General features: G+C 64.1%; 13 protein-coding genes and 2 pseudogenes. 8 read left to right on the top strand and 7 right to left on the bottom strand.

Annotated elements, in window-relative coordinates; all coding sequences use genetic code 11:
• Window positions 1-226: 226 nt before the first annotated feature.
• Window positions 227-415: pseudogene (locus tag AC0L15_RS11760) on the bottom strand (hypothetical protein); the annotation flags it as partial.
• On the opposite strand from AC0L15_RS11760, the gene AC0L15_RS11755 reads away from it, so the two are divergent.
• From AC0L15_RS11755 to AC0L15_RS11745, 3 genes are read left to right on the top strand one after another with little or no spacing between them, the layout of a single operon-like run.
• A complete protein-coding gene (locus AC0L15_RS11755) occupies window positions 341-700 on the top strand; it encodes a hypothetical protein (RefSeq protein ID WP_473496369.1) in 360 nt (119 codons plus the stop codon). The pseudogene AC0L15_RS11760 and the gene AC0L15_RS11755 overlap by 75 nt on opposite strands.
• 50 nt (window positions 701-750) lie before the next feature.
• Window positions 751-1971, top strand: coding sequence for a helix-turn-helix domain-containing protein (locus AC0L15_RS11750; RefSeq protein ID WP_287245481.1), 1221 nt, complete (start codon window positions 751-753; stop codon window positions 1969-1971).
• Window positions 1972-2012: 41 nt separating this feature from the next.
• Window positions 2013-2681, top strand: a complete 669-nt coding sequence (locus AC0L15_RS11745) for a Vgb family protein (protein WP_287245479.1) — start codon at window positions 2013-2015, stop codon at window positions 2679-2681.
• 91 nt (window positions 2682-2772) lie between these two features.
• Here AC0L15_RS11745 and AC0L15_RS11740 read toward each other — a convergent pair whose 3' ends face one another.
• From AC0L15_RS11740 to AC0L15_RS11730, 3 genes are read right to left on the bottom strand one after another with little or no spacing between them, the layout of a single operon-like run.
• A complete protein-coding gene (locus AC0L15_RS11740; RefSeq protein WP_287245476.1) occupies window positions 2773-3231 on the bottom strand; it encodes a MaoC/PaaZ C-terminal domain-containing protein in 459 nt (152 codons plus the stop codon).
• A gap of 1 nt (window position 3232) precedes the next feature.
• Window positions 3233-4309: a Gfo/Idh/MocA family protein gene (locus AC0L15_RS11735; RefSeq protein WP_287245473.1), complete on the bottom strand. Its 1077-nt coding sequence runs from the start codon at window positions 4307-4309 to the stop codon at window positions 3233-3235.
• The gene (locus tag AC0L15_RS11730) at window positions 4302-4631 is read right to left on the bottom strand and encodes an L-rhamnose mutarotase (RefSeq protein ID WP_287245470.1); all 330 of its coding nucleotides are present in this window, start codon (window positions 4629-4631) and stop codon (window positions 4302-4304) included. The genes AC0L15_RS11735 and AC0L15_RS11730 overlap by 8 nt, the downstream gene beginning before the upstream one ends.
• A gap of 144 nt (window positions 4632-4775) precedes the next feature.
• Here AC0L15_RS11730 and AC0L15_RS11725 point away from each other — a divergent pair, with 144 nt between their 5' ends.
• Both AC0L15_RS11725 and AC0L15_RS11720 read left to right on the top strand, forming a co-directional pair.
• Entirely contained in the window at window positions 4776-5564 is a 789-nt protein-coding gene (locus AC0L15_RS11725; RefSeq protein ID WP_287245467.1) for an IclR family transcriptional regulator, read from the top strand.
• Between the two features lie 63 nt (window positions 5565-5627).
• Window positions 5628-6464: an amidohydrolase family protein gene (locus AC0L15_RS11720; RefSeq protein WP_287245684.1), complete on the top strand. Its 837-nt coding sequence runs from the start codon at window positions 5628-5630 to the stop codon at window positions 6462-6464.
• Window positions 6465-6484: 20 nt separating this feature from the next.
• On the opposite strand, the gene AC0L15_RS11715 is transcribed toward AC0L15_RS11720, so the two are convergent.
• The 3 genes and pseudogenes from AC0L15_RS11715 to AC0L15_RS11705 all read right to left on the bottom strand — a co-directional run.
• Window positions 6485-7609: an extracellular solute-binding protein gene (locus tag AC0L15_RS11715; protein WP_473496381.1), complete on the bottom strand. Its 1125-nt coding sequence runs from the start codon at window positions 7607-7609 to the stop codon at window positions 6485-6487.
• 20 nt (window positions 7610-7629) lie between these two features.
• A complete protein-coding gene (locus tag AC0L15_RS11710; RefSeq protein WP_287245464.1) occupies window positions 7630-8790 on the bottom strand; it encodes a CaiB/BaiF CoA transferase family protein in 1161 nt (386 codons plus the stop codon).
• Window positions 8791-8793: 3 nt separating this feature from the next.
• Window positions 8794-8880, bottom strand: a pseudogene (locus tag AC0L15_RS11705) (amine oxidase); the annotation flags it as partial.
• 161 nt (window positions 8881-9041) lie between these two features.
• Between AC0L15_RS11705 and AC0L15_RS11700 the strand changes: the two are divergent.
• The 3 genes from AC0L15_RS11700 (at window position 9042) to AC0L15_RS11690 (ending at window position 12427) form a co-directional block, all read left to right on the top strand.
• Window positions 9042-10139 carry a lactonase family protein gene (locus AC0L15_RS11700; protein ID WP_287245461.1) on the top strand — a complete coding sequence of 366 codons (1098 nt, stop codon included), beginning with the start codon at window positions 9042-9044 and terminating at the stop codon, window positions 10137-10139.
• Between the two features lie 100 nt (window positions 10140-10239).
• Window positions 10240-11757, top strand: a complete 1518-nt coding sequence (locus AC0L15_RS11695) for a S10 family peptidase (protein WP_473496368.1) — start codon at window positions 10240-10242, stop codon at window positions 11755-11757.
• Between the two features lie 88 nt (window positions 11758-11845).
• The gene (locus AC0L15_RS11690; protein WP_287245458.1) at window positions 11846-12427 is read left to right on the top strand and encodes a DUF1349 domain-containing protein; all 582 of its coding nucleotides are present in this window, start codon (window positions 11846-11848) and stop codon (window positions 12425-12427) included.
• The last annotated feature ends 155 nt before the right edge of the window (window positions 12428-12582 follow it).

Genomic DNA, 12582 nt, shown 5'->3' with positions numbered 1-12582 from the left:
CCGGGTTCGCCCTAGGCGCCCTTGTTGTCTTTATCCGCTCGCTGCGTAGAACGTGCTAAACTGCCGGCCCGTCAGGTACATAAATATTCCTGTTTCACGTTGGGTTTGTCAGCTAGGTAATTACCCCTTTTGCCGGGCTCAGAACTGGCATTGCACAAAATCGAACGCCATCGCCACGTCGGGCTACGTCGCGCGCCAGTTGCCGTTTGATCCGGCGAACGCCGGATCACGACCGGCGGACAGCGCTTCGTTGGCTGGCGACCAGCTTCAGCCAAGGCGCCGAATGGAAGGCGCTCATCAGCAAGTACATCATCGCCATTTCGTTCAGCGGCGACGCATCTTGCGCCGCGCAGATCATGTCGGCATCACCGGTAACGGCCGTCAGCAGCGCCATGATTGCGAAGGTGGGCGCCGCCCCCCCCCCCCCCCCCCGGGGCCCCCCCCCGGGGGGGGGGGGGGGGGGGGGGGGGGTTGGGGGGGCGGGGGGGGGGGGGGGGGGGGGGGGGGGGGGGGGGGGGGGGGGGGGGGGGCGGGGCCCCCCCCCCCCCCCCCCCCCCCCCCCCCCCCACGGGCGGCGACTTCGTCGCTTGGGAAATCGGCAGATCCGCTGCCTTCGGGCGGCATCTTCTGGTCGGGGTGGAGTGTCATCGAGACGTCATCCCTTTTCGACACGGCGCGCTGGTTGTTGGTGCTGAGATAGATTAGGACCGGACATCGAAAGGTGAGAGTGACAAATGTGACGGGATTCCGATGGACTCGCTGATCACCGCTGCGGCGCGCGCCCTTGCGACGGGTGACCCTCTTGGCGCTTTGAAGCGGGTCGCGCTGCGTGAGGATGCGCCTGCGCTTGCGCTGCGCGGCATCGCGATGGCGCAACTCGGCGATCTCGTCCGAGCAAAGGCTCTTCTCAAAAGTGCTGCGCGCGCCTTCGGTCCGAGAGAGGCGGTGGCACGCGCGAGGTGCGTCGTCGCCGAAGCCGAGATCGCGCTCGTCTCGCGCGACCTCGGCTGGCCGGCGAAGGCACTCGACGCCGCGCGGTCGACGCTTGAAAAACACGGCGACCACGTCAATGCCGCGCATGCGCGCAATCTCGAAGCGCGGCGCCTGCTCCTGATCGGACGCCTCGATGAGGCGGAGGGCAGGCTGGCTGGCTTCGACCCGACAACGCTCCCACCCGCGTCGAGGGCCGCCCACGAGCTGGTGATTGCGGGGATTGCGATACGCCGCCTCCGCACCAAGGCGGCGCGCGCTGCGCTCGGGCGGGCCGAGCACGCCGCGCGCCAGGCGGACATTCCAGCGCTGACGGCCGAGGTTGAAGGCGCATCCCTGGTGATGAACACGCCCGCGGCGCGCCTGATCGCGCGCGGGGTGGAGCGCCCGCTCCTGCTCGAGGAGGTCGAAGCGCAGCTGGCGTCGGGGGCGCTCGTCGTCGACGCCTGCCGCAATGTCGTGCGGGACGCCGGCATGATCGTCTCGCTGGCGACACGCCCGGTCTTGTTCGCGCTTGCGCGCACGCTGGGCGAAGCCTGGCCCGCAGACGTGCCGAGGAGCACGCTCGTTGCACGCGCCTTCGGCGGCAAGCACGCTGATGAATCGCATCGCGCCCGGTTGCGGGTCGAAGTCGGTCGGCTTCGGGTGGAGTTGCGGTCACTGGCGGATGTGAGCGCGACCAAGCGAGGCTTTGCGCTTAAGCCGCGCCGCCCACACGATGTCGTGGTGCTGGCGCCGCCCGCCGACGAGCCGCATGCAGCGGTGCTCGCCTTCCTCGCCGACGGCGAGTCGTGGTCGAGCTCGGCGCTCGCAATTGCGCTCGGAGCCAGCTCGCGCACCGTGCAGCGCTCGCTCGAGCAGCTTGCGGCAGCAGGCAAGGTGCAGTCGTTCGGCCGCGGGCGAGCGCGTCGTTGGATGACCCCGCCGGTGCCGGGATTCCCGACAATCTTGTTACTCCCCGGCTCACTGTCGGGTTACTAGTGTCGTGGACAATTCAACAGATCTGAGCCTGGAGGAGAAGCATGAAACGATCTGCAGCCGAAGTCCTCCGCGAATATGGACCCTTTGCGGATATCGACCAGGTGGCTGGGGTTACGTTCGACGGTCAGCACGTCTGGTTTGCGTCAGGAGACAGACTGAACGCCCTGGATCCTGCGAGCGGCAAGGTGGTGCGCGCGATCGATGTCGCCGCGCACGCAGGAACGGCCTTCGACGGCCAGCACCTGTTCCAGATCGCCGAAGATCGCATTCAGAAGATCGATCCCAACACTGGCCGCGTGCTCGCCACGATTCCGGCGCCAGGTGGCGGCGGCGACTCCGGACTCGCCTGGGCCGAAGGCTCACTTTGGGTGGGGCAGAATCGCGGTCGCAAAATCCATCAGATCGACCCCCAGACAGGGGCAGTTCTTCGCACAATCGATTCCAACCGTATCGTCACAGGGGTCACCTGGATCGACGGCGAACTCTGGCACGGCACTTGGGAAGGTGACGAGAGCGACGTCAGGCGGATAGATCCTGAAACCGGAAAGGTCCTGGAGAAGCTTGATATGCCGCCTGGAACAGGCGTGTCGGGGCTCGAGTCCGATGGTGGCGATCAGTTCTTTTGCGGCGGTGGAAACAGCGGCAAAGTGAGAGCCATCCGCCGACCCAGGCGAGGCTCCGAAACCCCGGTCGACCCGACGGGCAAGTAACCGAAGCGGCCCTCGCGGGCGCGCTTTCCCCTTTGACGAACCGTCCGCCGGGAGCGGTCATCAATGCGGCGGACCGGATCGCTGGGAGCCCTTAAGCGCTGTTGGGCTTGGCGCGGCGTTCGACGATGTAGATGTGGTCGGCCACCAGGACCACATCGCCATGCTGGTTGATCACCTCGCAGCGCTCGATGACGCGACCTGACTCCGGCCGCTTCGGATCGTCTCCCTTGGCCGAGATGGTGGTGCGGGTCTTGATCGTATCGCCGATGAACACCGGCTTGATGAAGCGCAATCTGTCATAGCCATAGGAGAAGGCGACCGGGTTGATGACGCTTGCTGTCAGTCCGACGCCGACCGAGAAGACCAGCGTGCCATGGGCGATGCGCTGGCCGAACGGCGTCGTCTTCATGAACTCGGCGTCCATGTGGTGGGGAAAGAAATCGCCGGTATGGCCGGCATGCACGACGAAGTCGGTCTCGGTGATGGTGCGCCCGCTGGTCATGCGCGACGAGCCGATCTGGTAATCCTCGAAATAGACAGTCTGCTCCATGTCAGGGCCTCGCCGCGATCGGTGTTGCCGGCGCCGCGCTCGATTGGTAGGCAGCTTCGACCAGCGCCATTGTGCTCCAGCCGTCCTCGACGGAACTGACAAGCTCGGCGTCTTCGCCTGATGCGTGGCGTTGGACATTGGCCATGCGGCCGACGAAGGCGTCCGGAAACCATTCGCCGACGAGCGGCACCGTGACCCAGTCTGAGCCGCCCTTCGGATAGATTTCAAGAATGTCAGGCTCGCCGCGCGGATAGTCGAGATTGAGGCCGAGTTTGAGGTAGGCGGCGCCCTCGGTGCCGCAGATGCGGAACTCGCAGGCCTGGTGTTTTCGGCCAAATTTATGATCATGATTGATCGACAGCGCACAGCGCAGGGTATCGCCATAGTCGAGGATCGCGCTGGTGCGGGTTTGCGCAACCTTGTGGCCGGGATGACCGAGCGTCCTGGCGTGAACGCCCCTGGGATCGCCGAGCAATTGCCGGATCAGATCGAGGTAATGGATCGAGTGCATGGCGATCTCGACGCGCGGCGCCTTCAGCAGGAATTCCCACAGTTGCCAGGGTGTTGCCAGCGCCAGCCATGCGTCGAAATCGACCACGTCGCCGAGCCAGCTCCTGGCGATCGCATCCTTCAGCGCCAGCATCATCGGCGCGAAGCGAAGCTGGAAATTCACCGCCGCCTTCAGCTTCTTGGCGCGGCAGATTTCGAGGATCTCGGTGGCCTCGGTGAGATCGCTGCCCATCGGCTTCTGGATCAGCGCTACGACGCCGTCTGGCAGCGCCCTGAGCACGCCGGCATGATGAGCCGGCGGCGTCGCCAGATCGAAGATGACGCCGTCGATTGAGGCAGCCTCCTCGATCGACCGGTAAGCGGTGACGCCCCATTCGGCCGCGAGTTTTTCCGCCTTGGCGTGGTCGGGATCAAAAAGCCCGGCGACCGGAAAGCCGGCTTTCCGATAGGCCGGGAAATGTGCGTCGCCGACGATCGAGCCGGCGCCGAAAATTACGATCGGCCGCGGCTTCGATGGCTTCGCCCAGGACTGGGAGAGCGAGGCTGGGTCGAAAACGCCATCAGTCATGATGGAAGACTTCGTCCATCGATGCCCACCATTCGCCCTCCTTGCGGGTCGGCAGCGGCTCCTGGCAAGGCATGCACAGCGCCCACCATTCCTGCGTCTTGGGATCGGCGGCCATCTTGGCCATGTCGGCGGCATAATCGGTGCCGTGGTACTCGAAAGTGCTGAACAAGAGGTGCTCCGGCTCCTTGAGATAGATCGAATAGTTCCTGATGTTGCAGGCGGAAATCGTCGCCAGCACTTCCGGCCAGACGGCTGCGTGAAGCCGCACATATTCGGCGACCTTTTCCGGCTTGAGGCCGAGCACCATTGCCATCCGCTGCATGTCGGGCTCCCGTTTCGCTATGGTCGTTGTGCATTCCGCGATGCTTCGCGTTGCGGTGATCTTTGCCCGCTATTTACATACAAACAAATAATTTACACAATCGCCAAGCCGGTGTCCTTTCGGATGCTGACCACGAGGAGTGCTATGGCGGAGGACGAGGACGAGGACCGTTATCGCGCGCCGGCGCTCGACAAGGGGCTCGACATCCTCGAGCTGCTGGCCGGCGTCGACGGCGGCCTGACGCAGGCGGAAATCGCCAAGAAGCTCGACCGCAGCCCCAACGAGTTCTACCGCATGCTGGATCGGCTGGTGCGGCGCGGCTACGTCACGCGGCCGGATGGCGACCGTTATTCGCTGACGCTCAAGCTGTTTGGCCTGGCGCATCTGCACGCGCCGGTGCGGCGGCTGGTTTCCTATGCGACGCCGCTGATGCGCGAGCTTGCCGAAACCTCGCAGCAGGCAAACCAGCTTGTCGTCTTTGACCGCGGTTCTGCGGTGGTGATCGCTCAGCAGGAGGCGCCGAACTATTGGGGCATCTCGATTCGCGTTGGCGCGCATGTCAGCCTGTTCGACACTGGCTCCGGCCATGTGCTGCTGGCGTTCCGCTCGCTGGAAGAGCGGCAGATGATGATCTCCGAACATCTACGCAGCACCCACAAGCCGCCTCAATCGCCGGAATTCTTTGCCCGTCTCGAGCAGATCCGGCAACGCGGCTATGAAATGATGGCGTCGATGCAGACCGCCGGTGTATTCAACCTGTCGACACCTGTGCTTGGCTCGGACGGCAGGGCGATCGCCGCGCTGTCGATCCCCTACGTAACTCTGGTCAACGCACCCGAGGCGCCCGACATTACGAGGACGATAGAACTGTTGCTGGCAGCGACCGAAAAGCTGTCGCAACTTGCGGGCGCATCGGCCAAGCAGGCGAAGTAATTATCTGAATGAACAATTTCTGCGTGAGATGACTTTGAAACGCCGAAGGAGGAGCGCGCCGTGATGATCTTCGATACCCATCTGCACCTGATCGACCAGTCGGCGCTGCGCTATCCCTGGCTCTCAGGCGTGCCGGCACTAAACCGCGATTTCCTCTACGACGAATATGCAGTCCAGGCTCGCCGCGCCGGCATAGAGGGCGCGTTGCACATGGAGGTCGATGTCGATCCGGCTGATATCGAGGCTGAGACCAGTCACGTAAAGGCGCTGTCACACCAGAAGGACAGCTTGCTGCGCGGGGCAATAGCCTCCTGCCGTCCGGAAGAGCCGGGCTTTGCCGCCTATCTCGAACGCCAGCGTGCCGATCCTTTCGTCAAGGGTTTTCGCCGTGTGCTCCACGTCGTGCCGGACGAACTTTCGGAAGGCGCGCTGTTTCGCGAAAACATCAAGCGGCTTGCCGGCACCAAACTGACCTTCGACCTCGTCGTCCTGCCGCATCAGATCCCCAAGGCGATTGCGCTTGCCGACCTCGCGCCGGACGTGCAGTTCGTGCTCGACCATTGCGGCGTGCCCGACATCAAGGGCAGCAGTGCGCATCCCTGGCGCGAGCATATGGCGGAGATCGCGCGGCGCCCGAACGTCGTCGGCAAAATTTCCGGTGTGGTCGCCTATGCCGACGCTGGATCCTGGACGGTCGAAACGCTGCGTTCCTATGTCGAGCACACCATCCAATGCTTTGGCTGGGACCGCGTCGTGTGGGGCAGCGACTGGCCGGTCTGCACGCTTGGCGGCGGGCTTGCGACCTGGATTGCGGCGACGCATGCGCTGCTTGGCGGAGCCAGCATCGATGAACGGCAAAAGCTGCTCGCCACCAATGCGAAGCGGCTGTGGAATTTGTAGAGAAGTTAGCGAACTCCGCCTCAGCTCAGCGCCGGGTGCCGGAAACTCTTCACAAACAGGCGATTGAGATCGGCAACGACGCGACCGGCATCGTGCTTTTCGGTCAGGCCGAGATTGATGCGATCGGAGGCCGCCTGCTGAAAGGTCATGTAGCCATCGTGGCGTGGCCTGACCCAGGCCCGCTCGAGCGTGGCGCGAGTGTCCTTGTAGAAATTGCCGGCGGCTGCGTTGACGGCGGCATCGTCCCAGGCTGCGGCATGGCCGGGCTGGCCGCCGGCCGACGCATAGGGGCCGCGCTGCACCTCGCCGCTGGCGATCCAGTAGGCAAAGTCGATGGCCTCTTGCGTGGCCTTCGAAAAGGCCGACACGGCAACGCCGGTTCCGCCGAGCGCCGACCCGACTACACCGGTGTCGCCGGCAGGCGGAATGTCGGCGAAGGCAAGGCGGCTGCTGCGGAATCCGGCGATGGCATAGGAAACGTAGCCGTAGATCAGCGGCGCGCAGGCGATCCGCGTGCCGGAGATGGCCATCTCCTCCAGGACATCGATCGGGTCCATGCCGAGGCAGGCCGGATCGATGAGCGCCGCGATCTCGCGTATCATCTCGAATACGCAGCCGCCCATGTCAGGGTCTACGTGGTCGCCAGGCTCTTCGACGGCGGGCCGGCCGAGATTGCCGGCAAGCGTGTAGAACACCATCAGCGAATGCGGCGGCCTAAGCGGCAGCAGCACGCGGCCTTGCCGCGCCAGATCGAGCACCTCGGCCCAGTTCGCCGGCGCGGCGGAAAGCATATCAGGCCGCCACGCCTGCACCTGGCTGGCGGTGTCGATCGGAAACGCCCACTGCCGGCCTTGCCAGTTGTAGCTCGGATAGGACTGGCCGACGCTGCCCGCCGCCAGTGCTGCACGTTCCGCTTCGCGGCCCGGAACGTCGAGCGGCGCCAGGCAAGTCTCGGCGGTGATCTGGCCGACATGCGGATGATCGATGACGATCAAATCGTAGGCACGGGCCAGGTCCTCGACCGGAAACGATTCGAAATCCTGCAGCGAGCGCTTGTCCCATTCAATAGTGACGCCGGTCTGCTGCTTCCACAGTCCCGAACAGGCGACCATCGGGTCGTAGCCGCGCGGATGACTCCAGGTCATGCCTTTGAGCGTCACGTCGCTCACAGCCCGAACTCCTCGCGGATCTTTGCGCTGTGCTCGCCGATGCGCGGTGCCGCCCGCTCGACCTTGGCGCGGACGCCATCGACCCTCAGCGGCGAACGCGTGGTGAGGATCGAGACGTCATCCTCGCGCGTCACTGTCTGCAGCATGTCGAGCACCTGAAAGCCTTCGCTGGCCATCATTTCCGGCCAGGTCAGCACCCTGGCGCACCAGATGTCGGCGGGCTCGAGGATGGCAAGCCATTGGTCGACGGTTTTCGTCGCGATTTTTTGCGCAATGATCGCCTTGATCTCGTCGCGGGCGGTGAACCAGGTCGACGGCTGATCGCGATAGGGCGCAAGCTGTTCGAGTTCCAAAAGGTCGGCCAGCTTCGGGATCGGCGTCATCGCGATCGCCAGATAGCCGTCCTTGGCCGGATAGACGCCGTAAGGCGCCGACAGATAGGCATGGGCGCTGCGGAAGGCCGATCGTCGCGGTAGGCGGCGTCCGTCATTGAGATGCGTGGTCAGCACCTCGAACTGAAAATCAACCAGTGCTTCGAGCAGGCTGGTCTCGACATGGCTGCCGGTGCCGGTCACGCCGCGCCGCACCAGCGCGGCAAGGATGCCTTGCGCGGCGGCAGCGCCGGCCAGCATGTCGGCAATCGCCAGGCCGAACGGCACCGGTCCCTGGTCCTCGTCGCCGTTCAGCCACATCACGCCGGAACGCGCCTGCGCCAGCAGGTCCTGCCCGGGCCGCTTGACCCAGGGGCCTTCCTCGCCATAGCCGCTGATCGAGGCATAGACTAGGCGCGGATTGATCTTGCGCACCGCCTCGTGATCAAGGCCCAGGCGCTCGATGACGCCGGGCCGGAAATTCTGGATCAGCACGTCGGCCTTGGCCAGCAGGCCGCGCAGCGCCGCCAGATCGGCCGCGTCCTTGAGGTCGATGGCAAAGCTTTCCTTGGCGCGGTTGATGGCGTGGAAGATTGTAGAGTCGCCGCCGATCTCGGTGTCGCTGAGATAAAGCCGGCGCGACAGGTCACCGCCACCCGGCCGCTCGATCTTGATGACGCGGGCGCCGAGGTCGAGCAGCCGCAGCGAGCAGTAGGGCCCGGACAGGAACTGGCTCATGTCGATGACGACGAGCCCGGTCAGCGGCAAATCGGCAATGGCGGTCATTGCCTATTTCTCCGTCTTGCCGGCGAAATCGGCCGGATTGCGGTACTTCACCGTCTGCAGGTGCTCGCAATAAAGCACGAGCTCTCCTTCGCGATCACCGGTGCCGACGAACCGTGGAACAGCGAATTGCATGTCACACCTCTCGACAATCTTCTTTTGTGAATAGACTTTTCACATATGGGATTGCGGTGCAAGCGTGAACAGGCGAAATTTCGCGCGAATCAGCGCGGCCAACGCCGGCGGGAGGATTTATGCGGAATGCCTGTCTGGTCTTTGTCGGCAGTCTCAACCGCGAGGCGCCTTATTTTCAGGGCGCGCGCGGCGTCGGGCTCAGCGTCTACAGTTTCGACGAAGAGACGCTGGAGACGAGGAAACTGGCCGAGACGGCAGACGTCGACAATCCGACCTTCCTGTCGGTGACGCCGGACGGCTGCCATGTCTATGCCAACTCCGAAGTGTTCACCTGGCGCGAAGGTGTGGTCTCGGCCTACCATTTCGACAGGCAAACCGGCACCCTTTCCTACATCAACAAGCAGCCGACGCTTGGCAGCATCACGGCGCACAACACCGTCACGCGCGACGGAACGAAGCTGCTGGTCGCCAATTACGGCATGGGCGAAGGCGGTCCCGATCGCTCGCTCGTCGTCTACGGACTGCGCGACGATGGCGGCTTGACCGCGCCGTTGTCGAGCGTCGCTCATAGCGGAACTGGTCCCGACGCAACTCGTCAGGAACGTCCCCATGCCCACAGCGTCACCGAGACGATTGCCGGTGGCGTGGCGATGGTCGCCGATCTCGGCATCGATCGGCTTGTCTCGTACCGCATCGGCCCCGACGGCGGCCTGACCAGACTGGCAGAGTCGGCGCTTGCGCCCGGCGCCGGGCCACGTCACGTGGCGCTGCATCCGGGCGGGCGCTTCGTATTCGTCATGAACGAACTGGATTCGACGGTCGTCTCGCTTGCACTGGACGAAGCGTCAGGCAGGCTCACCGAGATCGACACGAAGCCGGCCGTACCGGCCGCGGCGCGCGACGGCAATCATTGCGCCGACATCCAGATCTCGCCCGACGGCCGCTTTCTCTACGGCTCCAACCGCGGCCATGACAGTGTCGCGGTGTTTTCCGTCGACCAGCAGACTGGCACGCTTGCGCTGGTCGACCATGCGCCGTGCGGGGGCGCTACGCCGCGCAATCTGGCGCTGACGCCCTCAGGTCGCCATCTCTTCTCGGCCAACCAGAACGCCGACCGCATCTCGATTCTTGCACGCGACGCGGCCACGGGCCGGCTAACCGACACCGGGCGGTTTATCGATATCGGCACGCCGATGTGCGTGAAGATCGTGCGTTGAAAGCCCTGGTCTTCTTCCAGCAGCGAGGGCGTGCACGGTCCTGTGATTTCGGCTGAGCCATCAGCGTGGTAGCTTCCAGTCGTTCCGCTGCGGAGTCGTCATGCGTACCAAGCTGCTAGAAATCACCCTTGCTATGCTGCTGCTGGTTAGCGGCCCTTCAGCCGGCCACGCGCAAGTGGCCGAGCGGACGTCGCCTTCGGGCGGCGTTCTGTCGCTGCTCCCGCCGCCCCAGGTCTCCGATCATTCGATCGTGATCGCGGGGCGCACACTCAACTATCAGGCAAGGGCCGGCACGCTGTCGTTGCTATCCGGCAAGGGCGACGTCACCGCGGAAATCTTTCATGTCGCCTACACGCAGCGTCCCGAGCCAAGCCGGGAACCTGATCCCCGGCGCCCGATCACTTTCGTATTCAACGGTGGTCCCGGAGCAGCCTCCGCCTATCTGCATCTTGGCGCACTCGGTCCACGCGTGATGGCGACAGCGGCCGATGGAAGTTTTCTCCCACCGCCGCAGCGGCTTTTGGACAACTCGAACACCTGGCTCGACATGACCGATCTGGTCTTTGTCGATCCCGTCGGAACCGGTTACAGCCGCGAAGCACCCGGCACCGAAGCACGCAGCTTCTGGGGCGTCAACCAGGACGCCGCCGCGATGGGCGCCTTCATCCGGCTCTATCTGGCCCAAGCGGGCCGCACAGCGTCGCCGGTGTTTCTTGCCGGCGAAAGCTATGGCGGGTTTCGGGCGGCACTGCTTGCCAAGACGCTCCAGGATGATATCGGCATCAGCCCTCGCGGCATCGTGCTCATCTCGCCGGCGCTCGAATTCACGCTCGTGCGGCCCGACGAGTTCCAGCCGCTTCACTGGGCGCTTGAGCTGCCGTCGCTGGCGGCGGTGCGCCTGCGCAGCCAAAGCGTCACCGGTTCCGAACTGCAGGAGCGGTTGGCCGATGTCGAACGCTTTGCGCTTGGCGACTATCTCGTCGCGCTTGCCAGCGGACTCGAACAGGGCGGGCGTCTGGCGAGCCCGCGCGTTGCCGAAATCACCGGCCTGCCGCTCGAACTCGTCAAACGAAACTTTGCACGCGTTTCCACCGCACTCTTCGCCAAGGAGTTTGCGCGGGCAAGGGGCAATGTTCTCAGCGTCTATGACGGCACGATCGAAACGGCAGACGTTGCCCCGGAAAGTCCAAGACCCAGCGGTCCTGATCCGGTGCTCGACCGAAGCGTGCCGGCGCTCACTTCCGCCTTTGTCAGCTATGTCAGGGAGGAACTGAAATTCCGCACCGATCTGAGCTATCGGCTTCTCAATCGTGAAATCAGCGGCAATTGGGATTACGGGACGAGCCCGACGCGTCAGGGCTATGCCGGCGTGATGGATGACCTTCAACAGGCGCGCGCGCTAAATCCCGGCCTCGGTGTTTTGATCGTCAACGGCTACACCGACCTGGTGACACCCTATCTGGCGTCACGCTACCTTGTCGGCCAGGTCCCTTCGCTTCCCGGCGCAAAGCCCATCCGCGTCGAGCTTCTGGAAGGCGGCCACATGATGTATTTCAGGCCGGAGAGCCGGCGCGCGCTGAGAGAGGCTGCGTCCGAGCTTTACCAAGCGCCGAAATGAAACGGTTGAAGCCGGGTACAAGAGACAAATCCGCTTCGTCGCATGAGCGGCGGATGACGCAACATGAACTGGCGAGGCGAACAAGTCGATGACATCCCTGTCTGCAGAACTGACCTGGCTCAACCCGCCACCGCATCATGCTTTCGGCGACAGCACCGTGCATGTGCGGACCGGCAAGGAAACCGATTTCTGGCGCGAGACTTTTTATGACTTCTGGCGTGACAATGGCCACTTCCTCTACCGGCAGGTCGAGGGCAATTTCAGCGCCGAGGTCACCGTCAAGGGCGACTACAAGGTGCTCTATGATCAGGCCGGTTTGATGGTCCGGCTGAGCGAGACGCATTGGGTCAAGGCCGGCATCGAGTTCACCGACGGGCTCGCCTATTTTTCCGTCGTCGTCACCAATGATGCCTCCGACTGGTCGTTGGTCAGCATCCCGGCCGGTCCGGACGGCGTCAGGATCCGGCTGACCCGCCACGCCGAGACAATCCGCGTTCAGTATCTCGATGCCTCCGACCATCGCTGGAAGCCGGTGCGGCTCGCCTACTTCCCGCCCTCGAAAACAGTCGATGTCGGCATGATGTGCTGTTCGCCGCAACGTGAAGGTTTCGAAGTCACATTCAGCGATTTTTCAGTCGGCCCGGCGATCTCGAGGGAACTCCACGACTGACGCGTCCTGTCAGCGGATCGGGGCGCCGCTTCACAGCAGTATCGTTCCGACAGCCGAAATGTGCGGCCGAAGAAGCGATCGGGCGTTCGCCTCATCCCGATCGACCTTGAAATCGGAATGCGCCATGGTTGAGCGCCTGCGCAGGCGGCCGACCT

The sequence above is a fragment of the Mesorhizobium sp. WSM4846 genome (genome assembly GCF_055811415.1).
This window is presented reverse-complemented; position numbering and strand designations above follow the sequence as displayed.

Excerpts from the sequence above, each read along its gene's own strand:
- AC0L15_RS11750 (WP_287245481.1), top strand. The coding sequence starts at position 751 with ATGGACTCGCTGATCACCGCTGCGGCGCGCGCCCTTGCGACGGGTGAC.
- AC0L15_RS11745 (WP_287245479.1), top strand. The coding sequence starts at position 2,013 with ATGAAACGATCTGCAGCCGAAGTCCTCCGCGAATATGGACCCTTTGCG.
- AC0L15_RS11740 (WP_287245476.1), bottom strand. The coding sequence starts at position 3,231 with ATGGAGCAGACTGTCTATTTCGAGGATTACCAGATCGGCTCGTCGCGC.
- AC0L15_RS11735 (WP_287245473.1), bottom strand. The coding sequence starts at position 4,309 with ATGACTGATGGCGTTTTCGACCCAGCCTCGCTCTCCCAGTCCTGGGCG.
- AC0L15_RS11730 (WP_287245470.1), bottom strand. The coding sequence starts at position 4,631 with ATGCAGCGGATGGCAATGGTGCTCGGCCTCAAGCCGGAAAAGGTCGCC.
- AC0L15_RS11725 (WP_287245467.1), top strand. The coding sequence starts at position 4,776 with ATGGCGGAGGACGAGGACGAGGACCGTTATCGCGCGCCGGCGCTCGAC.
- AC0L15_RS11720 (WP_287245684.1), top strand. The coding sequence starts at position 5,628 with ATGATCTTCGATACCCATCTGCACCTGATCGACCAGTCGGCGCTGCGC.
- AC0L15_RS11715 (WP_473496381.1), bottom strand. The coding sequence starts at position 7,609 with ATGACCTGGAGTCATCCGCGCGGCTACGACCCGATGGTCGCCTGTTCG.
- AC0L15_RS11710 (WP_287245464.1), bottom strand. The coding sequence starts at position 8,790 with ATGACCGCCATTGCCGATTTGCCGCTGACCGGGCTCGTCGTCATCGAC.
- AC0L15_RS11700 (WP_287245461.1), top strand. The coding sequence starts at position 9,042 with ATGCGGAATGCCTGTCTGGTCTTTGTCGGCAGTCTCAACCGCGAGGCG.
- AC0L15_RS11695 (WP_473496368.1), top strand. The coding sequence starts at position 10,240 with ATGCGTACCAAGCTGCTAGAAATCACCCTTGCTATGCTGCTGCTGGTT.
- AC0L15_RS11690 (WP_287245458.1), top strand. The coding sequence starts at position 11,846 with ATGACATCCCTGTCTGCAGAACTGACCTGGCTCAACCCGCCACCGCAT.